General features: G+C 40.0%; 27 protein-coding genes and 2 pseudogenes. 24 read left to right on the forward strand and 5 right to left on the reverse strand.

Features of this window, described 5'->3' with window-relative positions; all coding sequences use genetic code 11:
• The first annotated feature begins 4 nt into the window (after positions 1-4).
• The 7 genes from BQ4305_RS20765 to BQ4305_RS21965 all read left to right on the forward strand — a co-directional run bounded on the left by BQ4305_RS20765 (position 5) and on the right by BQ4305_RS21965 (position 7,269).
• On the forward strand, positions 5-832 hold the full coding sequence (locus tag BQ4305_RS20765; RefSeq protein WP_110929607.1) for a PP2C family protein-serine/threonine phosphatase: 828 nt from the start codon (positions 5-7) through the stop codon (positions 830-832).
• Positions 833-849: 17 nt separating this feature from the next.
• Positions 850-2,886 carry a FapA family protein gene (locus tag BQ4305_RS20770; protein WP_110929608.1) on the forward strand — a complete coding sequence of 679 codons (2,037 nt, stop codon included), beginning with the start codon at positions 850-852 and terminating at the stop codon, positions 2,884-2,886.
• Positions 2,886-3,209, forward strand: coding sequence for an STAS domain-containing protein (locus BQ4305_RS20775; RefSeq protein WP_110929609.1), 324 nt, complete (start codon positions 2,886-2,888; stop codon positions 3,207-3,209). Before BQ4305_RS20770 ends, BQ4305_RS20775 begins: the two co-directional genes overlap by 1 nt.
• 327 nt (positions 3,210-3,536) lie before the next feature.
• Positions 3,537-3,860: a MerR family transcriptional regulator gene (locus tag BQ4305_RS20780; protein WP_110929610.1), complete on the forward strand. Its 324-nt coding sequence runs from the start codon at positions 3,537-3,539 to the stop codon at positions 3,858-3,860.
• 331 nt (positions 3,861-4,191) lie between these two features.
• Positions 4,192-5,448, forward strand: coding sequence for a YeeE/YedE family protein (locus tag BQ4305_RS20785; RefSeq protein ID WP_199880782.1), 1,257 nt, complete (start codon positions 4,192-4,194; stop codon positions 5,446-5,448).
• A 204-nt stretch (positions 5,449-5,652) separates the two neighbouring features.
• Positions 5,653-6,477 (forward strand): thiamine pyrophosphate-binding protein, encoded by an 825-nt coding sequence (locus tag BQ4305_RS21960; protein ID WP_234397013.1) that lies wholly within the window; start codon positions 5,653-5,655, stop codon positions 6,475-6,477.
• A gap of 177 nt (positions 6,478-6,654) precedes the next feature.
• Positions 6,655-7,269 (forward strand): thiamine pyrophosphate-dependent enzyme, encoded by a 615-nt coding sequence (locus tag BQ4305_RS21965; protein WP_234397014.1) that lies wholly within the window; start codon positions 6,655-6,657, stop codon positions 7,267-7,269.
• Positions 7,270-7,763: 494 nt separating this feature from the next.
• On the opposite strand, the gene BQ4305_RS21745 is transcribed toward BQ4305_RS21965, so the two are convergent.
• Entirely contained in the window at positions 7,764-7,937 is a 174-nt protein-coding gene (locus BQ4305_RS21745; protein WP_199880783.1) for a hypothetical protein, read from the reverse strand.
• A gap of 214 nt (positions 7,938-8,151) precedes the next feature.
• On the opposite strand from BQ4305_RS21745, the gene BQ4305_RS20795 reads away from it, so the two are divergent.
• The 5 genes from BQ4305_RS20795 (at position 8,152) to BQ4305_RS20815 (ending at position 11,496) form a co-directional block, all read left to right on the forward strand.
• Positions 8,152-8,430: a hypothetical protein gene (locus tag BQ4305_RS20795; RefSeq protein ID WP_110929611.1), complete on the forward strand. Its 279-nt coding sequence runs from the start codon at positions 8,152-8,154 to the stop codon at positions 8,428-8,430.
• Positions 8,431-8,478: 48 nt separating this feature from the next.
• Positions 8,479-8,760, forward strand: coding sequence for a hypothetical protein (locus tag BQ4305_RS20800; protein ID WP_110929612.1), 282 nt, complete (start codon positions 8,479-8,481; stop codon positions 8,758-8,760).
• 174 nt (positions 8,761-8,934) lie between these two features.
• Positions 8,935-9,561 carry an FMN-dependent NADH-azoreductase gene (locus BQ4305_RS20805; RefSeq protein ID WP_110929613.1) on the forward strand — a complete coding sequence of 209 codons (627 nt, stop codon included), beginning with the start codon at positions 8,935-8,937 and terminating at the stop codon, positions 9,559-9,561.
• A gap of 252 nt (positions 9,562-9,813) precedes the next feature.
• Positions 9,814-10,056 (forward strand): DUF2188 domain-containing protein, encoded by a 243-nt coding sequence (locus BQ4305_RS20810; protein WP_234397015.1) that lies wholly within the window; start codon positions 9,814-9,816, stop codon positions 10,054-10,056.
• A 204-nt stretch (positions 10,057-10,260) separates the two neighbouring features.
• Positions 10,261-11,496: a Zn-dependent hydrolase gene (locus tag BQ4305_RS20815; RefSeq protein WP_110929721.1), complete on the forward strand. Its 1,236-nt coding sequence runs from the start codon at positions 10,261-10,263 to the stop codon at positions 11,494-11,496.
• A gap of 102 nt (positions 11,497-11,598) precedes the next feature.
• Here the strand turns inward: BQ4305_RS20815 and larC2 are convergent, their stop codons facing one another.
• Entirely contained in the window at positions 11,599-12,051 is a 453-nt protein-coding gene (gene larC2, locus BQ4305_RS20820) for a nickel pincer cofactor biosynthesis protein LarC2 (RefSeq protein ID WP_110929614.1), read from the reverse strand.
• 60 nt (positions 12,052-12,111) lie between these two features.
• Between larC2 and larB the strand changes: the two genes are divergently transcribed.
• From larB to larE, 3 genes are read left to right on the forward strand one after another with little or no spacing between them, the layout of a single operon-like run.
• Positions 12,112-12,852, forward strand: coding sequence for a nickel pincer cofactor biosynthesis protein LarB (larB, locus tag BQ4305_RS20825; RefSeq protein WP_110929615.1), 741 nt, complete (start codon positions 12,112-12,114; stop codon positions 12,850-12,852).
• A gap of 17 nt (positions 12,853-12,869) precedes the next feature.
• Positions 12,870-13,592 (forward strand): nickel pincer cofactor biosynthesis protein LarC, encoded by a 723-nt coding sequence (gene larC / locus BQ4305_RS20830; RefSeq protein WP_110929616.1) that lies wholly within the window; start codon positions 12,870-12,872, stop codon positions 13,590-13,592.
• Positions 13,593-13,610: 18 nt separating this feature from the next.
• Positions 13,611-14,444 carry an ATP-dependent sacrificial sulfur transferase LarE gene (gene larE, locus BQ4305_RS20835; protein ID WP_110929617.1) on the forward strand — a complete coding sequence of 278 codons (834 nt, stop codon included), beginning with the start codon at positions 13,611-13,613 and terminating at the stop codon, positions 14,442-14,444.
• A gap of 182 nt (positions 14,445-14,626) precedes the next feature.
• Here the strand turns inward: larE and BQ4305_RS20840 are convergent, their stop codons facing one another.
• Positions 14,627-15,760 carry a CdaR family transcriptional regulator gene (locus BQ4305_RS20840; RefSeq protein WP_110929618.1) on the reverse strand — a complete coding sequence of 378 codons (1,134 nt, stop codon included), beginning with the start codon at positions 15,758-15,760 and terminating at the stop codon, positions 14,627-14,629.
• A gap of 139 nt (positions 15,761-15,899) precedes the next feature.
• Here BQ4305_RS20840 and BQ4305_RS20845 point away from each other — a divergent pair, with 139 nt between their 5' ends.
• The 6 genes from BQ4305_RS20845 (at position 15,900) to map (ending at position 22,755) form a co-directional block, all read left to right on the forward strand.
• Positions 15,900-17,066, forward strand: coding sequence for a glycerate kinase (locus tag BQ4305_RS20845; protein WP_110929619.1), 1,167 nt, complete (start codon positions 15,900-15,902; stop codon positions 17,064-17,066).
• Positions 17,063-18,175 (forward strand): 2-keto-3-deoxygluconate permease, encoded by a 1,113-nt coding sequence (locus BQ4305_RS20850; RefSeq protein ID WP_110929620.1) that lies wholly within the window; start codon positions 17,063-17,065, stop codon positions 18,173-18,175. The genes BQ4305_RS20845 and BQ4305_RS20850 overlap by 4 nt, the downstream gene beginning before the upstream one ends.
• A 110-nt stretch (positions 18,176-18,285) precedes the next feature.
• Positions 18,286-19,548: a nickel-dependent lactate racemase gene (gene larA / locus BQ4305_RS20855; protein ID WP_110929621.1), complete on the forward strand. Its 1,263-nt coding sequence runs from the start codon at positions 18,286-18,288 to the stop codon at positions 19,546-19,548.
• A 7-nt stretch (positions 19,549-19,555) separates the two neighbouring features.
• Entirely contained in the window at positions 19,556-20,806 is a 1,251-nt protein-coding gene (locus BQ4305_RS20860; protein ID WP_199880784.1) for a four-carbon acid sugar kinase family protein, read from the forward strand.
• Positions 20,803-21,792 carry a 4-hydroxythreonine-4-phosphate dehydrogenase PdxA gene (gene pdxA, locus BQ4305_RS20865; RefSeq protein ID WP_110929623.1) on the forward strand — a complete coding sequence of 330 codons (990 nt, stop codon included), beginning with the start codon at positions 20,803-20,805 and terminating at the stop codon, positions 21,790-21,792. The genes BQ4305_RS20860 and pdxA overlap by 4 nt, the downstream gene beginning before the upstream one ends.
• A 216-nt stretch (positions 21,793-22,008) precedes the next feature.
• Positions 22,009-22,755 (forward strand): type I methionyl aminopeptidase, encoded by a 747-nt coding sequence (gene map / locus BQ4305_RS20870; protein WP_110929624.1) that lies wholly within the window; start codon positions 22,009-22,011, stop codon positions 22,753-22,755.
• 53 nt (positions 22,756-22,808) lie between these two features.
• Here the strand turns inward: map and BQ4305_RS22355 are convergent.
• Positions 22,809-22,907 (reverse strand): annotated as a pseudogene (locus BQ4305_RS22355) (IS3 family transposase); the annotation flags it as partial.
• Positions 22,908-22,944: 37 nt separating this feature from the next.
• Positions 22,945-23,301, reverse strand: a pseudogene (locus BQ4305_RS22360) (IS3 family transposase); the annotation flags it as partial.
• 592 nt (positions 23,302-23,893) lie between these two features.
• On the opposite strand from BQ4305_RS22360, the gene BQ4305_RS20885 reads away from it, so the two are divergent.
• The 3 genes from BQ4305_RS20885 to BQ4305_RS20895 all read left to right on the forward strand — a co-directional run bounded on the left by BQ4305_RS20885 (position 23,894) and on the right by BQ4305_RS20895 (position 26,901).
• Entirely contained in the window at positions 23,894-24,661 is a 768-nt protein-coding gene (locus BQ4305_RS20885; RefSeq protein WP_110929626.1) for a helix-turn-helix transcriptional regulator, read from the forward strand.
• A 4-nt stretch (positions 24,662-24,665) separates the two neighbouring features.
• Entirely contained in the window at positions 24,666-25,592 is a 927-nt protein-coding gene (locus BQ4305_RS20890; protein WP_110929627.1) for an MBL fold metallo-hydrolase, read from the forward strand.
• 61 nt (positions 25,593-25,653) lie between these two features.
• Complete coding sequence (locus BQ4305_RS20895) at positions 25,654-26,901, forward strand: GTPase family protein (protein ID WP_110929628.1); 1,248 nt, start codon at positions 25,654-25,656, stop codon at positions 26,899-26,901.
• Positions 26,902-26,955: the final 54 nt, after the last annotated feature.

Here is a 26,955-nt window from a genome sequence, read left to right on the forward strand (position 1 = left end):
CCTGATGTTCAGACGTGAATTAGACCATTCGCACCAAGATTTGGCTTCTGCGAGCAAAACGCTGGAAAGAGAGATCAACCTGGCGAAAAATATTCAGCAAACACTATTAAATGGCGAAAAACCTTCTTTAGAAAATGATGAAATCACTGGCATTTCCATCCCTGCAAGATTAATAGGCGGAGATTATTTCGATTTTTACTCATTGCCTAACGGAAAATTACGAGTCATTATCGGCGATGTTATGGGAAAAGGCATACCTGCAGCAATGCTGATGATTTTAACAAGAGGTGCTTTCCGGACAGCTGCTGAATCAACTCAAGGACCTGGTGAAACATTAACCTCAATGAATAATGCCTTATACAAGGATTTACGGAAATTAAAATCATTTGTAACCGTCTTCTGTGCTGATTGGGATTCTAAAACAGGCTTGTTTACTTATGCGAATGCAGGGCATTCTTTGCCTGAAATTATAAGAAGTGATGCAGAGAAAGTCCAGGTTCCTAAAGTAAAAGGCGTCATGCTGGGCGGACTGCCGAATCAGGTCTATCACCAAGAATCGATTACATTAATTGATGGTGACTTAATCGTACTCTATACAGATGGGATTATTGAAGCGCAAAACACTGAAGGAGAAATGTATAAATCTGAAAGATTATTAAATGTTTTAAAGGAAAGTATCACACGAAGTGCATCTGAAATTGAAACCGCTGTTGTAGCAAGTGTGGAGAATTTTACTGAAACCATGCCGCAAAGAGATGATATTACATTAGTTACACTCAAAGTCGGGAGTGACAGAACAGAAATATCTGGTTTTAATTCTCCTCTGGTGTAAAAAGGGAGGTATCGATAATGGAAAAGAATATCGTTTCTAAAGGAAAATCAGTACAAGAAGCTCTGGAAACTGCTTTGGACCTTCTTGGTGTTACAAGCAATGAGGTCAATATCGAGGTGCTGGATCCGGGAGAAAAAGGCTTTCTCGGTTTTAAAGCAAAACCGGCAGTCGTTCGCGTAACACCACTTCAAAGAGAAAAATCTGAAAAGCGGTACATTGAAGATAGAGAAAATTTGAAGTTCCTTGAGTCGATATCTGCGAATAATCCAGAAGAGAACAATCCAGTGGAAAATCTTCAAGGCACCGCATGGGTTTCTAATGGAAAAATCTATTGTAAGGATGCGGAGAATAAATATCCGCTTATTAATCCTGCTAAAGGGGTAACTCTTTATAAAAATGATATATTGGTCCGGTACACGGATATCATCAGTGAAAGTGATACCATTCGGGCGGAAGTGATAAATGAAGTGATACGGCCGTCTTGGGAGATTGTCTTAAATTCAGATAAGTCAGAAGCACTGCTTAAAGTAAAACCGGGTATGAAATTGATCCGAAAGCTAAAGGACACTTCGCCAAATACCAATTTACATTTAGAAATTACAGAAGAAAAAATACCACTTTTTATTGAAGTAGAAAAGATACTTGAAGAAGCGACAAAAAGGGGTATTGTTCATGGGTTAGATTTTTCTGGCATTCATTTAGCCTGTCAGTCAGAAACGGAGGGAACCTTCGTACTGGCAAAGGCTACTATGCCAGTACAAGGGAAACACGGATTCTTTCAGGTCTTGCAATCGGTCGAGATCAAGACATTTATAAAAGAGCGCTTCGACGGTTCAGTTGATTTCAGAGAAATAAAAGAGTTTCCTTCAGTTGATTTCGGTCAAGTAATAGGAGTGGTCATTCCTCCGAAAGCAGGAACACCAGGAATAACAGTCACTGGAGAGCCGCTGCAGCCAGCAGAGGCTCATCCGCTTATCTTAAAACCTGGAAAAGGAGTGCTTGTTGCAGAGGGCAATAAAGTGGTGGCTACTGTTTCAGGTCATCCCGAAGTAAAAATAAAAGGACAGTTAGCTTCTATTTCGGTGATTCCTAAATTAGTCATTCAAAATGATGTTACCTTAGAAACTGGAAATGTTCATTATATTGGGGTTGTTGAAATTACCGGTTCTGTACAGGATGGCATGCAGGTAGAAGCAACAGGAAATATATTGGTAAAGGAAAATACAAATAAGTCCAAAATTATATCAGAAGGTTCGATTGTAGTCCAAAAGAATGTCATCGGCAGTATATTAACTGCCGGCAGCAGCGGCTTATTGAAGACAAATTTAGCAAGGCTGCTTATAGATTTGATCAATAGCCTTAGAAGAATGGCAGATGCCATTAATCAACTATCACAAATTTCTGCATTCAAAGAAACGTCATTAAAACTAACTGGATTAGGACCCTTAATCAAAATTTTAACTGAAAGCAAATTTAAAGATTTTCCTGAATTAACAACATCAGTTATAAAAAAAATTCGAACAGGTTCCTCTGAGCTTGAGACGGAATGGCTGGAATTTGCAGAAAGTCTGAATAAGAATTTCGTTGCTATTCCAATTTCTGGTTTAAAGTCAGCGGAAGATATTCTGAGTATCATCCAGCAGGCTGAGGCTCTGCTTGCCTCCGTTAAGGGAAATGAGACAAATTCAGCTGATGTAAGAGCCGAAAATGTTCAAAACAGTGAATTATATTCCAGCGGTGATATCGTTATTTCCGGAAAAGGAGTCTATAATTCCAAGCTTTATGCAAAGAGAAATATTTCAATTAAAGGGTTTCTTAGAGGCGGGGAAATATACGCTGAAGCAGATATCGATTTAAATGAAGTTGGTGAGCGTTCGGGTTCTTCAGTATTGGTTGCAACATCCTCAAAAGGCAAAATTAAAATCAAAACGGCTTCAGAAGATACAACCATTCAAGTAGGGGACCAGTCGCAAAAACTGTTAAAAAAATCAACTAATATTATGGCCGGCTTAGATGAACATGGCCAATTAGTCATTTCCCAAGGAGTGGTTTGATGTTTAAATATACAGTCTCTAAAAAAGAGAATCAGACTGTTTTTAAATTAGAAGGAGATCTGGATATTGAAGCAACAGAGGTCATTGAAGAAAAAATGACAGAAGATCTCAGTGAAGGAAATACAGATGTCGTTTTTGATTTCCAGAACATTGATTTCGTTGACTCTTCAGGGATTGGCCTTTTAATTACTTTAGTCACAGATTTAAAAGAGAATAACAGGAATCCGGTCATTATACATGTACAAGAAGATGTTAAGTTTGTTTTTGATCTGCTGGAATTAGATAAAATATTAGGAAGCGATGTTTTAGCATTTAACAGCTAGGCTTTTATAGATAAAAAGCGGGATAAGATCCTGCTTTTTTTATGTCTTCAATCCGCTTTCTTGTAATAACTGTTAGTTCAATGAATGAATCTCTTGGTGATATTGCCTTATAGTTTTAGTAATAGTGTACATATTTAGTTTTTACCCGCAGAATAGGACAAATGTTTGTGTTCTTTTTCTGAAATTTATAAGATAATGATACTGTTAATAAATTTCAGAATAATGTGATATATTATAGAAAGTATAATTATAGAGTATTTTTTAGGTTTTATGCAATCCTGGGAATTAACTACATATTAATGAGGTGTAACAAAGGTGGCGATACGAATGGTCGATAATCAATCATTGCGCGACAAGAAAGTTATGACGATTAAAATTGTGAAAGAATTAACAGGTTTGTCAGAAAGGAAAATTCGATATTATGAAGAGCGAAAGTTAATTTTTCCTGCCAGGACGTCTACAGGCAACCGAATGTTTTCGTTTTCTGATATTGAAAAGTTGATGGAAATTGCAGAGAAGCTGGCGGATGGAGTACAGACGGATGAAATTAGGAAAGATATAAAAAAACGTGAAAACAAGAAACAAGATCAAAAGAAAGAAATGATAAAAGGACAGTTAAATTCTCACTTTAACAGAAAACTATCCCATTAATTGTGCTTTACAACTTTAGTTTATTATCAGAGTGCAGTTTTTTTCCATTAAAATAAGAATTCTGTTCCCCTCTTGAATAACCTTATTTTTAAATAAGCCTTATGATACATTAATAGTCTAAAAGGTTTATCCACCTTATAGGAACTGCTCCATTTCATACTTTTTTTTATGATTAAGCGTAAGAATAATTTGTCAACGTTGCTTTAACGGAGAGACGCCAGAAAACAGTTCATTTGTTTTCCAGGCGTCTCTCTTTACTTTATTGTTTTTTTGTACTATTATAAACCTCGGTATTAATTCCTACTAAATCCATCAGTTTGAGGTGAGAAAATTGTCACAGACAACATTGGAAGGGACAAAACTTCCGTTTCAGCATGCTACGACTGTTATTACAGATCTTAGCCCAACACAGAAAAAACTAGTGGCGATTGGCAGTATTGCAGCTATTATTCTACTTATCTCCATCGTCAACGTAACGAATTGGACTCAAGGTATTCTGTTTATAATCGGTCTTATGCTTGGTGCAACTTTGCTTTATGCAAGGTTTGGCTTTACATCTGCTTTCCGCAGGCTGCTCTCTGTCGGAAATGTACAGGGGCTGCAGGCGCATATGCTTATGCTCGCTATTGCTTCTACACTTTTTGCTATTATTTTAAGTACGGGTTTTTCTTTTACAGGGACTGCACCTACAGGGTATGTATCACCAGTAGGCATAAGCGTTCTGTTCGGAGCCTTTATATTCGGTATTGGTATGCAGCTCGGCAACGGCTGTGCATCCGGTACATTATATAGTTTAGGCGGAGGATCTTCTTCTATGATCCTTTCACTGACTGCTTTTATTGCCGGTTCGACACTTGGGGCCTACCATTTTAATTTTTGGATGGAAGATACTCCTTCGCTGCCAGCCATATCATTGGCTGAGTCGACCGGGCTTGGCTATCTTGGCGCATGGTTTGTTCAGATTGTTGCTTTTGCGGTAATCTATTGGATCACCATCTTGATTGCCAAAAAGAAGAACCCTCCTATGATGAAGCCGCTGGCTACTACAAAAGGGTGGAAAAAGGTTATCAGGGGGTCTTGGCCGCTATTTACAGCAGCAATTGTTTTAGCTGTCCTTAATGCTTTAACTTTAACTGTAAGAGGCACCCCTTGGGGTATTACCTCTGCTTTCGCATTATGGGGAGGCAAAGGATTGGATGCTTTAGGTGTGAATGTTTCCAGCTGGGGTTATTTTTCCGGTGCAAATGGCGAGGCATTGACAAACACCGTGCTGGCTGATTCAACAAGTGTAATGAACTTCGGTATTATTTTGGGAGCTTTCATTGCAGCATCTTTCCAAGGGACATTCAAACCAAGGAAAATTAAAGCAGGTGTTGCGGGTGCAGCAATTCTTGGCGGTCTATTGATGGGATACGGAGCCCGGCTTGCCTTCGGATGTAATATTGGAGCCTATTTCGGCGGGATTTCATCATTCAGTCTTCATGGATGGGTATGGATGGTAATGGCGATGCTTGGTACTTATGCCGCTCTATTTATACGTCCCTTATTCGGATTGAAAAATCCAAATTCAAAAGATTCATTTTGCTAAAAACAAAGGATTTTGGCCTGCAGGCTTTCTCTGCAGGCTTTTTTATTTTGCTTAATTATGCAGCTTCTTATCCAGAAGTAATATCATTAGCAGAAATAATAAACCCCCATTTTGAATGAAAAGAAATGTTTGACACCTTAAGGATAAGTGTAAAAAAGTAACATCCAGTCTTTTCGGAAATAAAGCTTTTAGGAGGAAGAAATTTTGAATCAGTCACAAAGTACAGTTGCCAATATCATGATTGAACAATTGCATCTCATGGGTGTGGAACGGATTTATGGAGTAGTCGGAGATACCATAATTGGACTGATTGATGCTTTGGCTAATCAGGACAAAATTAAATTCATTGCAGTGAAGCACGAATCTGTAGCCGCTATGATGGCTTCTGCAGAAGCGAAATTGACCGGGAAACTTTCAGTATGTACGGCAACGATGGGGCCTGGGGCCACGAACTTGCTGAACGGACTCGGAGACGCTTATTCTGATAAGGCACCGGTTCTTGCACTGACCGGACAGGCACCCAGTCAAAAGATTGGAACAGATTATCAACAATATGTTGATCAGCAGCAATTATTTAAACCGTTTGCCGCTTACAGCGCCAATTTGACCAACCCAGATGGGATTGTTGATCTCCTTCAAAAAGCAGGACAGAAATCATTGCATCAAAAGGCAGTTACCCATTTATCGATTCCAAAAGATTTTTTTGAAAAAGAAACCCAGGCTAAGCCAAGGCCATTGCCGGAAATGGTAAGAGGAACAGCATCTTTTCAGGAAGAGGACCTTAAACGCGCAGCTGATATTATGAAATCAGCCGCTAAGCCTATGATTCTTGCCGGTGCAGGTGCCTTTGCTGCAGCTGAAGCAATAGAGGAACTTGCGGATGTCTGGGGTGCAAGCATTTTGACAAGCTTGGGCGGAAAAGGTGATTTCACTGCTGGTTCTCCCTACCTTTTACAGGGGATAGGCGAAGGGGGAAATCCTTACGCTCAGAAGCTATTCAAACAGGCCGATGTTGTATTGTTGGCATGAGCCACCTGGTGGCCGGAAGGTTATGTCCCGGAGGATGCTTCTATTATTCAAATTGATAAAAACCTAACAAATATAGAAAAAAATATACCTGTAAACATAGGGATTGAAGGAAACACAGAGTTAGTTGTTCCTTTATTATTGAAAGGGCTGGAAGAGTATTCAAGAAATGACACTTGGGTGGAAAAAGGGAAAGAGGTACAGGAAAAATGGTCTCAAGAACTTAGAAAAGAGGCCGAACAGGACGGTTCCCCGATTCATCCGGCAAAGATTGTCCGAAGTATTGAAAAGGCGATCGCCCCTGATGCCATTCTCGCTCTGGATACAGGGGATGTGACAGTCTGGGTCAACCGCATTCTTCAGCAAGATCAGCAGAAAACCCTCTTTTCAGGGTATTGGCGCACAATGGGGTTTGGGCTGCCAGCCGCAATGGCTGCCAAACTAAATGCCCCGGAACGACAGACAGTTGCGATTGTGGGAGATGGCGGACTCCAAATGACATTAGCGGATTTGTTGACAGCCACAAGGTATGGCCTGGATATTACCGTGATTGTTTTCAATAATGGATCACTTCAAATGGAACGGGATAAAATAAAAGCCGAAAAAGGGGATGAAGTTGGGGTGGATTTGACTAATCCTGATTTTGTAAAGATTGCAGAAGCCTGCGGCTGGAAGGGGTGGAAAGTGGAAAGTTCGGATACTTTAGATGATGCTTTACAGGAAGCCCTTCAGAGTAAAACCGCGTCATTAGTAGATATTACAACTTTACAGGCTTTTTTTCCAGAAACTGAATAAATGGTACAGGAAGCCAGAAGGAAAATCTTCTGGCTTCCTATGTCCTTTCTAACCTGTTTATTTTAAAAGGAGGCATTTAATTCATCCATTATTCAGTGCAGCCCTAAAATCAGTTTTAAGTATACTGAAATAATTCTTTTAGATCCTCTTAAAAAACTTATTAAGCCCTATTTCCACAGCTTTTTTCAAAAGTTATCGGTTAAATTTTAGTAATACAAGGAATGGCTCACATTATCGGCATGTATATTTTTACTCGTTAACTTTATCATTTTTTAGGAAATTTTCTTAGATAAGGTCTTGGTATATAATAATAATTCCGATAATGGGAGGAAACTTAAATTTAACATAATAATTTTTTGGCTTTTCTCTATCTCATAAAACTGATGTTTACCAAGCCTTTTTATGAAAATTATTAGGTTGTAATGTGTTTTATCGGTATGAAAATGCTTTTTATCTTATTAGCTGTTTTGCTTAGTGTTTCGGGATTTGTTATTTTATTCCTTCCAGAATTCCATTGCTTTTTTTTCATTTGTATATACGGTGATTTTTTCTTGTTTAGCAAGATGCTTATATGGAGCATCCTTATCTTTACCTTTTTGGAGAACATCATGTTGCTTTTCAATTCGATCAAGCATTTCATAAAGTTCTTGTTCTTCATTTTCTTTCATATAGATTTTCCCCTTCCAATTAGATTCTTAATGGCGGATATTATTTGTTATCTAATTATGTACATTATTATGTCCAATTTGAAATGTTGATTTCATTATAAACATTTCTATTTATTTTGAAAATTAAAAAATCAATTAATGCAATTACACTTATTAAGCATTTTGTGGTCACTCTTTGTTTTTGATATTCTATATGTAAGAGGAGTTGAAAAAGTTGAAAATTAGAGCAATTAATAATGAGAATATAGAAGAACTATATTTCGCATTTACTGACTTTCTTCGGGAAAATGGCATAGAGTTTGCCTATACCGATTTAACAGAAGAGAATGGGGAACTTTCCTTTCTATTTTGCAATGATCCGGAAAATGCCAGATCCGTTGATTTTGACAGTTCTCGATGTATCGGCCTAGAGACAGAATACATAGCAAAAGAAATACTCCAGCCGGTTTTGCCTCGGCTAAAAGAATTTGCAAGATTAGGCTCGCTTTTCTAACCTGCTCGTTTTAATAAGAAGTCAAGGTAACGAGACTGGGGGACAAACATGAAATGGAAGGCTGTTCAGCCATACTTCAAAATTGTTAGAGAAGTTACAGGACTTGAACAAAAGACACGCAAATCCTATCGGGAAATGTATTTAGACGACCAAAAATTAGTCACTAAATACAGGGAATTCCCACGCGAAAAGGTTCTGGACATGTCTTTTAAAAGAATGGGAGATTCAGGAGGCATCTTGTATTTGCATACAGATCATGGGGTGTATTCTTATAATGTAGAAGAAGATCCTGAAGAATTTATGAAAGCATTTAAGCAGAGCCGTAACTGATATGCGGCTCTATAAATGCTTCCGGCTATGTACCGGATTTTATAGGCCCGGATAAGATGAGCTCTTATAAGCTTTTCACTTGCTTTTTTTCGTTATCAAGCTTATAATTTGTTTTGATATCAATTGTTTTTAATTCAAGATATCATTTATTACTTCTAATTGGGGGAACAGAGAATGTCAAAAGTATTATTCGTTAAAGCAAATGATCGCCCAGCCGATCAAGCAATATCAGTACAAATGTATGAGGCTTTCTTAAGCACTTATAAGGAAGCAAATCCTTCTGACGAAATTACAGAATTAGATCTTTTCGCAGAAAATATTCCTTATTACGGAAATACAGCGATCATGGGTGTATACAAGCGTAATCAAGGTCTTGAATTGACAGCTGAGGAAGCAAAAGCTGCAGATTTGGTTGATCAGTATTTAAACCAATTCTTCGCTGCTGATAAAGTCGTTTTTGCTTTCCCGCTTTGGAACGCAACTGTACCAGCTCCATTAGTTAGCTATATCTCATATCTAGCTCAAGCTGGTAAAACATTCAAATACACTGCTGAGGGTCCTGTTGGCTTGGCTGGCGATAAAGAAGTTGCCTTGCTTGCTTCTCGCGGAAGTGATTATTCTTCAGCTGAAATGGCTGCTAACGAGCTTGCTGTTAAATATGTACAGGCAAACCTAGCTCTTTGGGGATTGACTAACCCTGTAACAGTGGTTATCGAAGGGCACAATCAATATCCTGACCGTTCAGAAGAAATTATTGCAAACGGCTTACAAGCTGTTGCAGAAGCTGCTGCAAAATTTTAATTACCCTTTCATAACAAGGAAAATATCATATGAAAGACCTCTGGTGATTTCTGTTTACATGAATCAGCAGAGGTCTTTTTTGTTCTTTTTTTGGATAAAACATGCAGATTTGCGAGAGGGCAACGACAGGTACTTCAACTATTAATTTGGAGAAAAACACCTCCTGCTGTTCCATAAAATAACGCTGGAGAGGTTTCTATGATTCCTGACAGCGGGAATACATATAAGAAATAAAAGTAAGGAGGAACCTCAATGTCTGAAAGCGGAGAAGAGCGAGATCAATATTTTAAAGAGCGCGCCGGAACTGATGAGGCGAGATTCCATGTAGTGCCCCAGGACGATGAAGGATGGGCTGTTAAAAGAGAGGGCGAAGATGACCCTGTATTTTCAGCAGATAAAAAAACAGAGGCCGTGGAAGAGGCAAAAAAATGGCGGAAGAATCGAAGACAATGGCCTATATTCATGATGACAATGGCAGAATTGAAGAACAGCTGAATTATCAGGAGTAAATTAAACAGAAAGAAGAGGACCGATTAGAAGCTGGTCCTCTTCTTTCTGTTGTATAAAAAGTATAAAATATCTGTTGATTTATTAACGGTTTGTCTAATGAAATTATTTTCGGTTAGATAGATAATAAAGATAGCAAGCAAAATCATTGTTCATTTGGAGCGTTCCATTTGTTCGGGAGGAGATTATATGATTAAAAAACAGAAAATTCTAATAAACGGAAAGAGACTGCAGGAAACTCTGGAAAAATTCGCTGAATTTGGAGGGACAGATTTTAACGGAGTGACAAGACTGGCTCTCACTGAAGAAGACCGCCAGGCAAGGGATTATTTCCGTTTTTGCTGCGAAGAGCTTGGTATGCAGCTGAAAATTGATGATATGGGCAATATGTATGCAAGATTAGAAGGGGTGGAAAATAAAGCACCGGTTGTAATGGGCTCTCATATCGATTCTGTAAAAAAAGGCGGACGATTTGATGGAATCCTTGGTGTAGCAGCCGGGCTTGAAGTAGCAAGGACGATTGTGGAAAATGGGATAAAGCCCCAGGTGCCTATCGTAGTCTGTAATATTACGAATGAAGAAGGCGCCCGATTCGAGCCTTCTATGATGTCCTCAGGTGTCTTGTCTGGAAAGTTCGATAGAATGGAAATGATGCAAAAAAAAGATACAGAAGGAATAAGCTTTGAAGAAGCCCTTCATTCAATTGGATATGCAGGAAGTGAAGAAAATCGGCTGAAAGAGGCACAGGCTTTCTTGGAATTACATATCGAACAGGGACCTATTCTGGAACGGGAAGGTTTGAGTATAGGGGTAGTAGAATGTGTTCTTGGCATGGTTTGCTATGATATCGAAGTGCTTGGAGAGTCAGACCATGCCGGAACAACTCCCATGAATATGAGGAAAGATGCTTTATTTACAGCTAACAGCCTCATCAGTGAAATACGGCAGAAATTAAGTATGCTGGATGAAGAATTGGTTTTCACAATTGGAAGAGTAAATGTTTCTCCTAATATTCATACAGTGATTCCAAATAAAGTGGTTTTTTCTTTAGAAGCGAGACATAAAGACACAGAGATTATAAAGCAGGTTGAAGAGATTATTCTTAGTTTAAAACAAACTGGCAATAAAGAAGGGTGTGAAGTCAATACGGCTAAACTGTGGGACAGGGACACTGTTTGGTTCGATGAATCACTCTGCAGTAAGCTAGAACAGTCTGTGAAATCTCTTGGTTACTCATACAGGCGAATGGTAAGCGGGGCCGGTCATGACGCTCAGTTTTTCGCCAGTTATATTCCATCAGCTATGATTTTTGTTCCAAGTGTCAACGGTAAAAGCCACAGTGAGGATGAGTTAACCTCCTGGGAAGACTGTGAACGAGGTGTAAATGTATTATTGGAGACGGTTCTTTCTTTACAGCAAAGCAATTAATCAAAGAAAAATCCTGTCAAGCCATCATCAAGGCAGACAGGATTTTTCTTTGAATAGTTCATAATTATTAATATCAAAAAATTAGAAAAAGAAAAAATATTTTTATAACTGTTTCCAAACTTCTTGAAATATTATTTTTAGTGGAATATCATGTTTAATAGCAAGTTCTTTACATACTTCATATTCTGGTGCTTGTTGAATGACCTCTCCATTCATAATTCCTTGCTTTACAGGAACCGTCCCCCATGGAGTTTCAATCTGCACAAAGTTTCTTCCAAGCCGGTGAACGGATAATGGATAATACCGAAGGCCAAGAGTGGTAGTTTCTTTAAAAATGACAGCGGTTACTTGTTTTAGTCTGTCCTTGCTGCATAAGACTTGCAGCTGTGTGCCTGGACGATTTTTTTTCATATAGATGGGGATGTAGAATACATCATTCGCTCCCTCTTCTAACAGTAATTCCATTACATATCCAAGCCATTCTCCCGGTATATCGTCCAGATTTACTTCAATTTTCATCATTTCATGATCGGTATGTTCTTGCTGATGCTTCATGACAGATTCCCCCTTGCTCCAATTATCTTACTTTTTGTATAAGGATGGTAGATTACTAGTATGGATTCATATAACAAGGATATTTTAACACAATTTAAAAATGGATCTCTCTCTTTGGAAGAGGCGGAGCAAAAATTAAAAGGATTTACTGATTATGGTTTTGCCAAAGTTGACGATCATCGAAAATATAGACAGGGATTTCCTGAAGTCATTTTCGGTGCAAATAAAACGCCTGAACACATTACCGGAATCTTTCGTCATTTATTAATGGAAGGGCATACAGTTTTAGCTACAAGAGTCAGTGCTGAGGCAGCAAACTACGTAACAGCGGAGATAAGCGGAATTGAATATGATCAAGCAGGCCGGACTCTTCTTTATAAAGCTAAGAATCATCAAATTGCTGATAAAAAAACAATCGGGGTCATATGTGCCGGCACTTCCGATATCCCTGTCGCCAGAGAAGCAGAAGTTACGATCGAAGCGATGGGTCATAAATCGGTGAGCTTTTATGATATTGGCGTGGCAGGGATACACAGACTCTTTGCCCAGCTTGAGGAAATCAGGAAATGCAATGTGCTGATTGTAGTTGCCGGCATGGAGGGTGCTTTGCCAAGTGTAGTAGGCGGACTCGTATCCGTGCCTGTAATCGCCGTGCCGACCAGTGTAGGCTACGGGGCTCATTTGGAGGGATTGACATCACTGCTCAGTATGTTAAACACCTGTGCTTCCGGTGTTACTGTAGTAAATATTGATAACGGATTTGGAGCTGGGTACTCAGCTTCATTAATGGCGAGAATTTAAAATGGGGAGTGCATGTCATGAAAACATTATATATTGATTGCGGAATCTCCGGCATTGCTGGAGATATGGCACTTGCTGCTTTTCTTGAAATTGGGGCAGACCTGGAAGATATAACAAGAAAACTCAAATCTGTTATACAGGAAGAATTCAGTCTTTCTATAAAGAAGGTTGTGAAACGAGGGATTGCAAGCTCTCTTTTAATAATAGATACCGAAGAAGAAAAGCATTCACACCGTCACTACAGCACAATTAAAAAACAGATAGAAGATTCGGAGTTAAGTGAAGAGGAAAAAAACACAGCGCTTGCGATCTTTGATGTTATTGCCCGTGCGGAGGCAAAGATTCATAACAGTTCATTGGAAAAAGTACATTTCCATGAGGTCGGAGGGGTGGACTCCATGATTGATATTATTGGTACCGCTATTGCTTATACTCAATTAAATATTGACAGAACGATATGTTCACCTATCGCCTGCGGAAATGGATATATTCAAATCGCCCATGGACTGTATCCTGTACCCGCTCCCGCAACACTTGAGTTATTGAAGAATCTTCCCGTCAAACAGACGGAGATTAAGGGAGAGCTGACCACCCCGACAGGAGCGGCGATTGTCCGTTCACTGTCGGAAGGATTTGGTACTCTGCCAAGCATGGAAATTAAGGAAATCGGCTACGGGGCAGGAAACAAAGACTTTGAAAATCACCCAAATGTTGTCCGTTTCATTTTAGGAGAAAGCTGATGAAGGGAGATTACTTGAATGGATAGTCTGAAAAGCCTGGATAAAGAACAGAGACTCAAAGAAATACTTCAGGAGATGGGCAGCATCGTTATTGCATTCTCAGGAGGGGTGGACAGTACGTATTTGCTGAAAATTGCTCTTGATACTCTCGGAAGGGACAATGTGCTGGCTGTTACAGCTGATTCTGAATCATTCCCTGAAGCTGAACTGAAAGAAACAATCCGGTTAGCTAAACAATTTAATGCCCCGCATCAAGTCATAGAAATGTCTGAGCTTGCTATTCCCGGTTATGCTGAAAACGATGCCAATCGATGTTACTTTTGTAAAAAAGGACTGTTTGATCAGTTATTTCCAATTTTACTAGAAAAGAATTTTAATAATTTAACCTTTGGATTAATATTGGATGACCTTGGCGATCACCGTCCAGGCGTAAAAGCGGCGATGGAAAGAAATGTAAGAGGTCCCTTGGCTGAGGCTAAGATGTCTAAAGAAGATATACGTCTTCGGTCAAGAGAATTAGGGATCGATACATGGGATAAACCGTCCATGGCCTGTCTTTCTTCCAGAATTGCTTATGGAGAAAGAATTACGATTGAAAAGCTGAACAGCGTGGAGAAGTCTGAAGAATTTATTAAGAGATTTGGAATCAGGCAAGTGCGTGTCAGAATTCATAATGAAATAGCAAGAATTGAAGTGGAGAAGCAAGATATGCCTGTCTTGCTGGAGCGAAGCCGGGAAACGGCAGAATATCTGAAGGGCTTGGGGTTTAAATATATCACGATGGATTTAATAGGATACAAAAGCGGGAGTATGAATGCTTCAATCGCAGAAGAAAGTGTATCTAAGATTTAATTTTATCCTTTAAAGCAAGCCTTGATCTATTGAGGTTTAGTATTTTCTTTCATTCATTTTCTTTCAGAGGAATAGCACCTCCTAAATCATACAGGATTCAGGAGGTGCTTTTTTATGTAAAACCGGTAAGGGAATTAATCTATAATCATCTTCTCGACTGTGTAATCAATTCTCATAACCGCTTATGATTTTTGAATGATCGTACTTTGCCGGAGACGGTCCTCTTCCCAAAACTTTCGCTGATTTAGCCATATTGCTATTTGGAGAGTCTTAGCATCCTGATAATAGCGGGGATCAAACCCTGTTTTTTCTTTAATTTTATTTAGACGGTAAATTAAGGTGTTCCGATGAATGAACATATTATCAGCCGTTTCCTGGATATTCAGGTTGCTCAAAAAAAACTGTTCTAATGTTTCTTCATATTGAAGAATGGTCTTATTGATCACTCGTTCTATAAATCGATTAGCCATATAGGAATTGATTTGATAAACCAGTGCTTTTTCTTCGATTTCATCAAAAGATATGTAATCGTTTTCGGAATTGCCGATTTCTAACGCAAGTTCACAGTCCTTATACGCATAATAATAATTAGAAAGAGAATCAAAAGGAAGACCGCTGGCCATACGGAAGTGGACACTATGACTCTTCAATATTTTATAAACCTCTGTTATTTTTTTCTGCGCTTTCTCCTCAGGCATTCCGAAAATTGTAATAAGTAATTTACTGTATTGGATAAAACTTATGATTGCGTATTCCTTATGCAGAATAGATTCAGCCTGCTGCAATATAAATTGGTTAGAAAGAGTCCGTTCGGTAATATGAATCAAGACTGACTGAAAGGGAGGCTTAAGATTAAGTCCCAAATAATCAAGTTTACCCTGCAGATATTCCTGTGACGGCTTTTCCTTTAATAATTCTCCGATGATCAATTCCACATTTCTTTGTTCCCATTCCTGCTGTGTGGCAGTGAAAGATTGCTTCAGCATAAGCTCGGTAATCATTTTGACGATACCGCTTACATCTTTAATTTCTTGAGGTTCACCTGAAACACCGAGTACACCGACAATTTGGTCTTGGAACACAATAGGCATATTAATTCCTGGCTGAACTCCTTGCCATTTTCCCTTTTGTTCTTTGGTAATGGAGAGCGTCTCACCCGTTTTTAAAACTTCCAAGGCTCCTTCATGAATTTGATGAATTCGTTCTTTGTCTCTGGTAGCTATAATATATCCTTTGTTGTCCATTATATTGACATTCCGGTTTAACTGCCGGGAAGTTTCCTGGACAATGGTTTCTGCTATCTCAGAGGAAATCATAAAAAACACCCCTTTGTTCCGAATATACAAAAAAATATAATTATTTGTACAATTAATTATATCTGACAAACATAGTAATATCAATTTGAGATTAGTATACTTATATATAATAAATGAAAGCGTTTACTAGGAGGATGACATGAAGATTGTTGTTGCACCTGATTCGTTTAAAGGAAGTTTAAATGCTGTAGAAGCTTCGAACGCGATTGAAAAAGGAATCAAGAGAGCCAGTCGGGAGGCGATAATTGAAAAAGTACCTTTAGCGGATGGTGGAGAAGGTACAGCTGAAACCTTAGTCATGGCAACCAAAGGCAGACAAAAATCAGTTTATGTGACAGGTCCGTTGGGAGAGAAAGTGCTGGCCAATTATGGTTTGCTTGGCGATGGAAAAACCTGTGTCATTGAAATGGCTCAAGCATCTGGAATAGGACTGGTTCCGAAAGAACAATTAAATCCATTGACGGCGACTACATATGGAACCGGTGAATTAATTAAGCATGCAATCGATGACGGGTACAGAGATTTTATTTTAGCTCTAGGAGGTTCGGCAACAAATGACGGCGGTGCAGGCATGCTTCAGGCGTTAGGGATGCGGCTGCTGGATGACCGCGGCCAAGAGGTTCCTGCAGGTGGGGAAGGACTTGCTTCCATCCGTCAGATTGACATGGAATCCTTTGACCCCCGCATAGCAGCCTGCCGATTCTCCATCGCCTCAGACGTGGAAAACCCTTTAGTAGGACCAGACGGGGCATCGTATATTTTTGGGCCGCAAAAGGGAGCGACTGAGGAGATGGTCTCCCTGCTTGATCGCAGCATGAAAAATTGGGCGAATCAAATTGAAAAGGTTACCGGAATACATCTCCATGATTATCCGGGGGCCGGAGCTGCCGGAGGAATCGGCGGAGCTTTCATTGCTTTTTTTCCTGCTGTATGGAAACGGGGCATAGATGTAGTGGCAGAGCATACAAAGTTACAATATGCGATGCAGGATGCTGATTTAGTTATTACAGGTGAAGGGAAAGTCGATGTACAGACAGCATCAGGAAAAACGGCCATGGGGGTGACACAGGCAGCGAAAAAATTGAATATTCCAACGGTTATACTGTCCGGTACGGTCGGCAGCGGGTTTCAAGCGCTTTATGACTATGGAGTGATCAGCGTTATGAGTATTATTGACAGACCGATGTCCCTTGAGGAAGCGATGAACGAAACAGCCAGTTTATTAGAGAAAAAAACAGAGCAGGTAATACGTATGTTTTTCCATGAACAAATTTCATTAGAAAAAGCAGGGGGTAAAACAACGTGAAAATCAAAAAAACGATAGAAAAAGTACCGGGCGGTTTAATGGTGGTTCCGTTATTATTCGGAGCAATCCTAAATACAATCGATCAATTGCATATACCATTTGTGATGAATGCTTTAAAAGCTTTAGGTGTTGCCCAAACAGAGGATGGCTATTATGAATTTTTAAGAATTGGCGGGTTTTCACAGGAATTATTTAAAGATGGCGCACTTGTGCTTATTGCCTTATTCTTGTTTTGTGCCGGCAGCCAGATGAATCTCAGAGTCGGGGGTCTTGCCTTAAAAAAAGGAGTGCTTTTAACATCATCTAAGTATTTGACCGGTTTAGCCGTTGGACTGTTATTCGGGTTTATCTTCGATCCGATGCATGGATTATTTGGATTATCGACAATGGCCATCATTGCTGCCATGACAAATGGAAATGGAGGAATGTACGCAGCCTTAACAGGACAGTACGGCAACCGGTCAGATGTTGGCGCTGTAGCAGTATTATCCTTGAACGACGGTCCGTTTTTCACTTTAATGTCACTGGGACTGATGGGTGCTCAATTTCCGGTCATTTCCTTCATTGCCGTTCTTCTGCCGATTGGAATTGGGATGCTTTTAGGGAATCTAGACGAAGATATTCGGGATTTTCTTAAGCCGGGAGAACTTCTGCCTGTCCCATTTTTTGCCTTTGCCTTGGGAGCAGGAATGAATCTGGCCAGCTTCTTTAACCCGGATGTAGTATTAGCAGGACTTACCCTTGGCTTCCTGACAACTTTCTTAACTGGATTTATAGGTATACTTGTTTTCAAACTGTTCAGAGAGAAAAGTGTCATTGCCCCTGTCGCTGAAGCATCCACTGCAGGGAATGCAGCTGGAACACCTGCAGCTATTGCTGCAGCAGCAGGTGTCGCTGCAGGCTCCGGTATGATGTCACAGGCGGATGCTCAGGCCTACATGGATATTGCTAACATTGCTACTGCCCAAATTTCCATTGCTACTTTAACGACTGCCATATTATGTCCGATCGTTGTCATTATGGTTGATAAATATCAGAAAAAGAAAGGAATCGATGGTAAGATGGAAGTAATGAAGAATGACAAAGATGAAGGCGTTACCATAACATAACTCTGTTTGAAATACCCTGGGATTCTCTCCCGGGGTATGGCCTGTTAGAGGCGAAATAATTTATGAATGTATGAATCAAGCAAAAAAACAAAGAAAAGAGTGAGATTATTATGCAAACAACACTGCTTTATGGAAAAACTGGACTCGAGCTATCATTGCCAGATAATACATTTATCGTAGAACCTAATCATTTGCCAGGTCTTGATGACGAGAAGCAGGCTATCAGAGACGCCTTACAAAATCCGATTGGAACGTCCGCTTTATCATCGCTAGTAAAATCAACTGATACAGTTGCCATCGTGATAAGTGATATAACGCGTCCTACACCGAATCATATCCTTGTTCCACTGTTAATCCAAGAACTGCAGCATGTACCGCTCGAAAACTTTGTTATTATCAATGGTACGGGAACACACCGTGATCAGACAAAGGAAGAATTCATCAGTATGCTTGGGGAATGGGTAGTTGAAAATATCAGAATCATCAATAATAACTGTCATGATAAAGAAACCCTGGTGAATCTCGGAGAATGCTCATTCGGCTGTGATGTCTACTTGAATAAGGAATATGTAGAAGCCGATTTTAGAATTGTAACAGGATTTATTGAACCTCATTTCTTTGCCGGTTTTTCCGGAGGGCCAAAAGGTATTATGCCTGGTATTGCGGGCATTGACACAATCATGACTTTCCACAACGCAAAAATGATCGGTGACCCTAAGTCTACCTGGGGGAACATGGTGAACAACCCCGTTCAGGATATGACAAGGGAAGTCAATAAGCTGTGTAAACCAGATTTCATGCTGAATGTCACACTTAATCGTGAAAAGGAAATCACAAATGTATTTGCGGGTGAATTATATCAGGCCCATGATATAGGCTGTGAGTTCGTGAAGGAGCATGCCATGATTAAATGTGAGGAAAGATTTGATGTGGTCATAACTTCTAATTCTGGCTATCCCTTGGACCAGAATCTTTACCAGGCTGTTAAAGGGATGAGCGCAGCCCACAAAATCGTTAAAAAAGGAGGATCCATTATCATTGCCTCTGAATGTTCAGATGGTTTGCCGGATCATGGCAATTACTCAGAAATATTTAAGATGGCAAACACGCCTGAGCAGCTTCTGAAATTGATCAACGATCCGGACTTTAAGGTTTTTGATCAATGGCAGGTGCAGAAGCAGGCTGTAACACAAGTATGGGCAGATGTTTATGTTTATTCCTCTTTGACCGATGAACAAGTAAAAAACGCGATGCTCAAACCAGTCGATCAAATTGAAGACACGTTAAAGGAATTAAGAAAAGTTTACGGCGACGGAATGACAATTGCTGTATTGCCGCTGGGACCTTTGACGATTCCTTATGTTGAGGATTAAGAACCGAATGAATAACATAATGCTGATTGCCGATGATTTGACGGGTGCTTGTGATGCCGGCGTTCAATTCACAAAAAGAGGAATGAAAGCGGCTGTATATTTTGATAAACCTGACATACATGCTGACAGCCATGAAGTGTGCATCATTGATCTTGACAGCAGAAGTTTAACGAAACAAGCTGCATATAAGAAGGTGCAGGCTTGCCTGAATGTAATGCCAAGCAGCCAATCGCCGCTGTTTTATAAAAAAATAGATTCTACCTTAAGAGGAAATATCGGCAGTGAAATTGATGCGATGATGGATGTTTTTTCATTCGACTTTGCGGTGATCGCACCAGCTTTGCCCGCTTTAGGCCGCCTAACGAAAGCCGGGCGCCATTATTTACACGGAACTCCTGTCGAAGAAACAGAAATTGGAACAGACCCCAAAACACCTGTAAAGGAATCAAGGATTGTCGAACTTCTTTCAGAGCAATCCAGCAGGAAGGCCATTTCGATTTCTCAGGATAAGCTGAAAAATGAAAAAGACTGGGAGAAAACAGCAGCCGGCCTATTGGCTCAGTCATATCGTCTGTTTGTACTGGATGCTGAATCTGAAGAAGACTTGAAAAGAATTGCAGCGACGTTTTCCAAATTGCCTTTCCGTATTCTATGGGTAGGTTCGGCCGGCCTTGCAGAAGCTTTGCCTATTCCAGCATCCAAGTCATTAAAGAATGCAGTGCAAATCCCTCATGGGACAGTATTAACATTAGCAGGAAGCCGGGCAGAGATTACTTCGAAACAAATAGAGTATATGCTTCAGTTTCCGAAAATGGGGAGAGTAACTTTAGACCCCGATAAACTGCATAATGAGATAGAAAGAACAAGAGAAATCGGCAGATGCCTAAAAGAAGCAGAAACATATATTAAAGATGGGAAAGATCTTGTGATACATGTCCATCAAAAAGGTTCCCGAGACATAAATACCGGTTCTTTGCCAAGCATTATCGTATATGAATTGGCTGCCATTGCATCAGCTGTTACAAAGAAATTCAATATTGCCGGGATGATTTTAACTGGCGGAGATACAGCCAGAAGCATTGCTGCAAAAATGGGTGTACGCGGTATCGAACTTGTCGGGGAACTGGAAATAGGGCTTCCGCTGTCAAAAATGATCGGCGGGCCCAATCTATGGATGGCCACGAAAGCCGGGGCTTTTGGAAATGAAAGCTCGCTCTATCAAGCCTATCAGTCACTAAAAGGAGCTGTTGAAATATGAAACCGATCATCGCAATTACTATGGGAGATGCAGCGGGAGTGGGGCCGGAAATTATCGCAAAGGCATTTACGAAAGAATGGATTTTTACAAACTGCCGCCCTGTTGTAATAGGGGACTCATCCATTTTGGCTAAGGCTGTTGAAATCGTCGGAGCCACTCTCAAAATTAATAGAATGAAAGATCTACATCAAGCCGTCTTTACAGATGGCACGATTGATTGTCTGGATTTAGAGCTGCTTGATCGAACTCTTCCTTTTGGCGAAATCTCAAAATCAGCCGGCAATGCTGCTTTCCGCTACTTAGAAAAAGCGATTGAATTGGCAAATAATAAAGAGATTACTGCTATCTGTACTGCACCTTTAAATAAAGAAGCTCTTCATCTTGCCGGGCATCAGTATCCGGGCCATACTGAAATATTAGCTGAACTTACAGGTACGAAGGAATACGCTATGATGCTTTCTGCACCAAATCTAAGAGTGATTCACGCAACAACTCATGTCGGTCTCATAAAAGCTATAGAAAGTATTTCCCCAGAGAGGGTGTTAAAGGTCATCAGACTTGCTGATCAAACATTAAAAAAAGCAGGCGTTCAGCAGCCAAGAATCGGTGTTTGCGGCATTAATCCGCATGCTGGAGAGAATGGTCTTTTTGGAAATGGCGAAGAAGAGGAAAAAATTATTCCTGCGATTTCAGAAGCAGCATCAGAAGGCATTGATGCAGCTGGTCCTTTACCGGCAGACACTCTGTTTTTTAGAGCAGCCAGAGGAGACTTTGATATCGTTGTAGCGATGTATCACGACCAGGGACATATCCCAATTAAAGTGATGGGAATTGAATCAGGTGTTAATATCACTGTGGGACTGCCTATTATCAGGACAAGTGTGGATCATGGGACAGCCTTTGATATTGCCGGAAAAGGAATCGCCAGTGAAGAGAGTCTGGAAGAAGCTCTGCGTCAGGCTATTAAATTAGCACCTGTTCAATAATATGAATGATTTATGAAAGCCGCTGGATGTAAATCAGCGGCTTTTTCTCTGGCTCTGCTGAGGCTGAATGACCCATACGCTTAAAAAAGAAATAAACACCTGTCAGGCAGCGGAGCAGACTGGCCCTTGTTTCATTCTCTTTTACATGAAAAAAAACATGTGATAGTATGGATATGGTATGAAAGATATAGATTTTACAGTGAAAGAGGAAAATAGATGATTACTCTAAAAAGTGAACGCGAAATTGAAATGATGCACGAAGCAGGTAAATTACTGGCGGCAACTCACAGAGAAATTGCCAAAATGATCAAGCCTGGGATCACGACCTGGGAAATCGAAGAATTTGTAGAGAAATTTCTCAAAGAGCATGGAGCAACCCCAGAACAGAAAGGATATCAGGGATATAAATACGCAACATGCGCATCGGTGAACGATGAGATCTGCCACGGATTCCCGCAGAAAAAGGCACTAAAAGAGGGAGACATTGTAACGATTGACATGGTAGTCCGACTAAATGGCGCGCTTGCGGATTCAGCTTGGACCTATGGTGTCGGAGAAATCTCAAAGGATGCACAGCGCCTGCTCGATGTTACAAAAGAATCCTTGTATAAAGGGATTGCAGCAGCAACGGTTGGAAATCGACTGGGAGATATCGGGCATGCAATTCAATCCTACGCAGAAGGTGAAAAGTTTTCTGTTGTCAGAGATTTCACAGGCCATGGAATTGGAGAGAGCATGCATGAAGATCCAACGGTTCTTCATTATGGAAAGCCCGGTAAAGGCGCCCGCTTAAAAGAGGGCATGGTTATTACCATCGAACCGATGCTTAATGCAGGAACCTGGCATATGAAAATGGACAGAAATAATTGGACAGCTAGAACTGCAGACGGACAATTATCTGCCCAGTATGAACATACGATCGCTATCACAAAAAATGGTCCGATTATTTTAACGGAGCAATAAAAAAAGCCGGACTTGTTGAAATAATCCCTTAAAGTTAAACAAAGTTATTTTAATTAAGCAGCTTGTAAGGTCTGAACCTGGTATTGAACCGGGCTCAGGCCTTTTAGTTTTGCCTTGATTCGTTGTTGGTTATAGAATTCTCTATATTTTTCAGTTCTAACTTAAAGTGTTCTACTCTTGCAAATTCCTCCGTACTATACATTTTAAACCCATTTGTTTCATGATACGTTGAACTTTTTTATGATTCACTATGTGTCCACGGTTTCTAAGTTCATCACGGATTCGCCGATAGCCAAAACGACCCTCATGTTCATCATAAATAGTTTGAATTAATTCCTTAATCTCTGCATTAGGATCTGGACGATCAAAATTTTTCACACAATAATAATACGTACTGGGCGGAATTTCTGCGAGCAGTAAAAGTGCTTTCACCGAATATTCATTCTTTAATTCATATATTGCTTTCGCTTTGTCTTGTTTGGTGATCTTTCCTTCTTCTGATCTAAGGTGTTCGATTTTTTTAGCGTATGCGTTCTCCATACGTAAATGTTCTTGTTCCTCTTGTAATTCAAACGGTGTGGATTTTTTTGTTTCTTTCTTCATTGCTGGACGCTCCTTTTTCTAAGATTCCAGGGCGCCTGTTCCTAGAGACTCAAATTATAACTGCTTTTTTCGGTGACGTCCCGGTGTGATATTTATAATTAAGTACGTTTAGTTTAAACTGCCCATTATATGATGTATAGCTTTTTTCAAAGGTTTTTCTCCATGGAATTGATTTTGTTTTACCCATTTCTGAAATACAGCTTTGTTCACCCCCTATAATCAGAAATTGACATCAGCCTTCTTTCACCCTATATATAGCTCTTTAGAGCTTTTAATTTCTCTTCTGAATAAATTTAACTCTAAGAAAAGCACCTCCAATTGTTGATGGTTTCTAACAATTTGGATGCGGTTCAATTAGGGCCTTTTTATGAGTGTTTATTTTAAAATAAACCTCGTCAGAATATTCTTAATTTAAAATAATAAAAAAACAGCCAAGTATTAAATACTTTACTATTTTGTACCATCACAGGATAATTAAGATAAGCAGGAGCAAATATTCTGATACTGAAAATAAACCGGCGAGGAGGTCTGGTTCATGAAGAAAGACGAAAAGCCCACTGTCTCACTGGAGTCTGTAGGATTGAGCCAACGCGAATTTTTAACTTTATTCTTATTGCATTCCCTATCTATTCGGACCAACTATCCGCGGGCCATTCACCAGGAGTTAAAAACCTTGTTCACCGGAAAAGTACACAGTTATGACTATTTATGCAAAACAGCAAAACTGCTGGTTCAGTCCGGCCACCTGAAGGTATATACAGAAAAACGAAAGAACTACTATCAATTAACACAAAAAGGGCACGAGCTTTTTAAATGGTATCAAGAAAACTATTTCACCCGTTTTGTCGAAGTAAAAAAGGTCATAGACCGATTTATGTTCGATTTAACAGGTTCAGGTCCAAATCCTCCTGTCAAACATAATTTGCCCGAAGAATATCGTTCTTATTTTTCCAAAATCATCTCTGTAAAGGATCTTGTTCGATATGTAACCCTAAAAGTTGCTTTTTCCCGCCGTCCTATCTATATGGGAGAAGTTGGAGAACTTTTAAAAGATAAGTTTGGCTGGATAGCAAGCAATGGATATTTATATGATCTGGCACATGAAATGGAAGAGAAAGATCTCTTGGTTGGCCGCTGGGAAAGTGAAAAGCGCACAAAAAGATATTTACGGATAACGGATGAGGGCTGTTATCATTATAAACAAATCGCTGATTCAGCAGCACATCAAGTACAGGAGATTCAAAAATATTTAGCAAGCATACTGAAATTTTTAGAAGCCGAGACTGCTGCTGTAAAGGGATGATACGATGAAAAAACGGTATGAAAATTTGGACGGCATATTGAATCAAAAAGGATTTAAAGATTTGCTGAAATGGTCACAAGAAAGGCGCAAGAAGGTAAAGGATATCGATACACTAATACCGCAAGCTGAAAGAAAAGAAACGGAAAGGTTACAGTCTAATCGCTCAGAGACTTCTATCACTTGGATTGGACATTCAACGTTCTTGATTCAGGTGCAGGGGCTTAATATCCTGACAGATCCTGTCTGGGCAAAAAGGATGGGCGCCCAAAAACGGCAAACCGAGCCCGGCCTTTCTATACAAGACTTGCCAGAAATCGATATTGTGGTCATCTCACATGGACATTATGATCATCTTGATTTTCAGAGTATTCGGAAGCTAAGCGGCAATCCTTATTTCTTAGTGCCTGAAGGACTTAAGCATCTATTCAAAATAAGGGGCTACCAACAAGTTATAGAATCGAATTGGTGGGAAGGCTTTGTTATGGAAGATGTAAAATTGACTTTTGTGCCTGCGCAGCATTGGACCCGGAGAACCATTTTTGATATGAACACTTCTCACTGGGGCGGATGGGTTATAGAAGATCTGGATACTGGCGTGGGTATTTATTTTGCCGGTGATACTGGCTATTTCCGAGGATTCGAGGATATCGGCCGGGAATTCAACCTGGACTATGTGTTAATGCCGATTGGAGCCTATGAACCCGAATGGTTCATGCAAGTGTCCCATATCAACCCTGAAGACGCCGTAAAAGCCTTTCAGGAATTGACAGGATCTGTTTTTATTCCGATGCATTATGGCGCTTATCGTCTGGCGGATGATACAGGACCGGAGGCATTGGAGCGTCTTATTGCAGAGTGGCGCCGATTGGAGCTTGATGATTCTGCTCTGAAAATACTTCAATTAGGCGAGACACTTTGGTGCAACGCTTAATAAAGGCTTTACAGGGGTAACACTATAGCATAGAAGCTTTGTAAAGAAGGGGTGTCGCCGCATGAAGAAGGATCAAAAAGAAGAAATGGGAAGTATCTATAAGTTTATTCAAGGACAAGTCGATAAACTGCCCATTTCGCAATCAAAAAAACAAAAAATGCTGGAACAGCTGATAGGCATTAAAACAATGACAGTAGATTCGCGTGAACCGCGTATTGCCCTTGTGGGGAGAAGGGGTTCCGGTAAGTCGTCGCTCATTAATGCGATGTTCGGAAAAGAAAAACAATATGTAAGCTCTGTCAAATCAGGTACCGGTAAAGGGAAATGGCTATGGTATCCAAGTCAGGAGGAAAAGAAAATCCGATTGCTGGATTCCAGAGGACTGGGAGAAAGCGAAAAGCCGACAGAGGAAATCAGTGAAACAACGCCTATAGCCGAACTGGCCAAAGCTGTAAAGAACGAACAGCCTGACGTGTTTCTTTTCCTGATTAAAGCCAAAGAAACAGACTCTCGGATCGAAGAAGATCTTCAGGAATTAAATAAACTCCGGAAAATTGTGAAGGAAGAGCATCATTATGATGTTCCGGTTCTTTGTGTCATTACCCAGGTAGATGAATTGGATCCGCCGCATTATAAGCAAACTCCGTTTGATGCTCATCCTAAGAAAAAAGAAAACATTGATGAAGCGGTACAATTAATGGCCAAAAGATTTCAGGAAAATGGGATTCCGTTATTAAATATTATTCCGACATGTTCCTATGTGGATTTTAACGATAAAGGCGGGATTGATTATGATATGCGCTGGAACATTGATGAACTGTCTCACTATTTAATTGAGGCCTTACCCAGTGAAGCGAAGCTGAGAACGGCTAAAGCTATACAAAGTCATTATGTGAAACGGAAATATGCACTGACCATTGTAGGTACATTTACGGCTATTACCGGACTTATCGGGGCAGAACCGATACCTTTTGCTGATTTTCCCATTTTGACAGCAATGCAGGGTCTCATGATCATCATTATTGGTTTTATTGCAGATAAAGAACTTAATACAAAAGCAGCTGGAGAATTCATTGCTGCTATCGGAGTAAATGTGGGGATCGGTCTTTTAGTCCGTGAAGGAGTCCGTGCGGCAGTAAGAGTAATTCCTGCAGCAGGGCATGCTGTATCAGGAGCTGTGGCAGGTGCTGTCACTTATGGTATTGGACAGGCAGCTATTGTCTATTTTATCGATGAGAAAAACATGGATAAGGCGAAAGAAGCTTATAAATTAGGAAGCCGAAAGTATAAAAATAAAGAAACAGATTAAAACAACGAGGAATAAATGGCAGGATTCATTTCGGCCATTTTTACTGGTTCCGAG

The organism is Bacillus massiliglaciei (assembly GCF_900098925.1).
Taxonomy (GTDB): Bacteria; Bacillota; Bacilli; order Bacillales; family DSM-1321; genus Peribacillus; species Peribacillus massiliglaciei.

Excerpts from the sequence above, each read along its gene's own strand:
- BQ4305_RS20765 (WP_110929607.1), top strand. The coding sequence starts at position 5 with ATGTTCAGACGTGAATTAGACCATTCGCACCAAGATTTGGCTTCTGCG.
- BQ4305_RS20770 (WP_110929608.1), top strand. The coding sequence starts at position 850 with ATGGAAAAGAATATCGTTTCTAAAGGAAAATCAGTACAAGAAGCTCTG.
- BQ4305_RS20775 (WP_110929609.1), top strand. The coding sequence starts at position 2,886 with ATGTTTAAATATACAGTCTCTAAAAAAGAGAATCAGACTGTTTTTAAA.
- BQ4305_RS20780 (WP_110929610.1), top strand. The coding sequence starts at position 3,537 with ATGGTCGATAATCAATCATTGCGCGACAAGAAAGTTATGACGATTAAA.
- BQ4305_RS21745 (WP_199880783.1), bottom strand. The coding sequence starts at position 7,937 with ATGAAAGAAAATGAAGAACAAGAACTTTATGAAATGCTTGATCGAATT.
- BQ4305_RS20800 (WP_110929612.1), top strand. The coding sequence starts at position 8,479 with ATGAAATGGAAGGCTGTTCAGCCATACTTCAAAATTGTTAGAGAAGTT.
- BQ4305_RS20805 (WP_110929613.1), top strand. The coding sequence starts at position 8,935 with ATGTCAAAAGTATTATTCGTTAAAGCAAATGATCGCCCAGCCGATCAA.
- BQ4305_RS20810 (WP_234397015.1), top strand. The coding sequence starts at position 9,814 with ATGTCTGAAAGCGGAGAAGAGCGAGATCAATATTTTAAAGAGCGCGCC.
- larC2 (WP_110929614.1), bottom strand. The coding sequence starts at position 12,051 with ATGAAGCATCAGCAAGAACATACCGATCATGAAATGATGAAAATTGAA.
- larB (WP_110929615.1), top strand. The coding sequence starts at position 12,112 with ATGGATTCATATAACAAGGATATTTTAACACAATTTAAAAATGGATCT.
- larC (WP_110929616.1), top strand. The coding sequence starts at position 12,870 with ATGAAAACATTATATATTGATTGCGGAATCTCCGGCATTGCTGGAGAT.
- larE (WP_110929617.1), top strand. The coding sequence starts at position 13,611 with ATGGATAGTCTGAAAAGCCTGGATAAAGAACAGAGACTCAAAGAAATA.
- BQ4305_RS20840 (WP_110929618.1), bottom strand. The coding sequence starts at position 15,760 with ATGATTTCCTCTGAGATAGCAGAAACCATTGTCCAGGAAACTTCCCGG.
- BQ4305_RS20845 (WP_110929619.1), top strand. The coding sequence starts at position 15,900 with ATGAAGATTGTTGTTGCACCTGATTCGTTTAAAGGAAGTTTAAATGCT.
- larA (WP_110929621.1), top strand. The coding sequence starts at position 18,286 with ATGCAAACAACACTGCTTTATGGAAAAACTGGACTCGAGCTATCATTG.
- BQ4305_RS20860 (WP_199880784.1), top strand. The coding sequence starts at position 19,556 with ATGAATAACATAATGCTGATTGCCGATGATTTGACGGGTGCTTGTGAT.
- pdxA (WP_110929623.1), top strand. The coding sequence starts at position 20,803 with ATGAAACCGATCATCGCAATTACTATGGGAGATGCAGCGGGAGTGGGG.
- map (WP_110929624.1), top strand. The coding sequence starts at position 22,009 with ATGATTACTCTAAAAAGTGAACGCGAAATTGAAATGATGCACGAAGCA.
- BQ4305_RS20885 (WP_110929626.1), top strand. The coding sequence starts at position 23,894 with ATGAAGAAAGACGAAAAGCCCACTGTCTCACTGGAGTCTGTAGGATTG.
- BQ4305_RS20890 (WP_110929627.1), top strand. The coding sequence starts at position 24,666 with ATGAAAAAACGGTATGAAAATTTGGACGGCATATTGAATCAAAAAGGA.
- BQ4305_RS20895 (WP_110929628.1), top strand. The coding sequence starts at position 25,654 with ATGAAGAAGGATCAAAAAGAAGAAATGGGAAGTATCTATAAGTTTATT.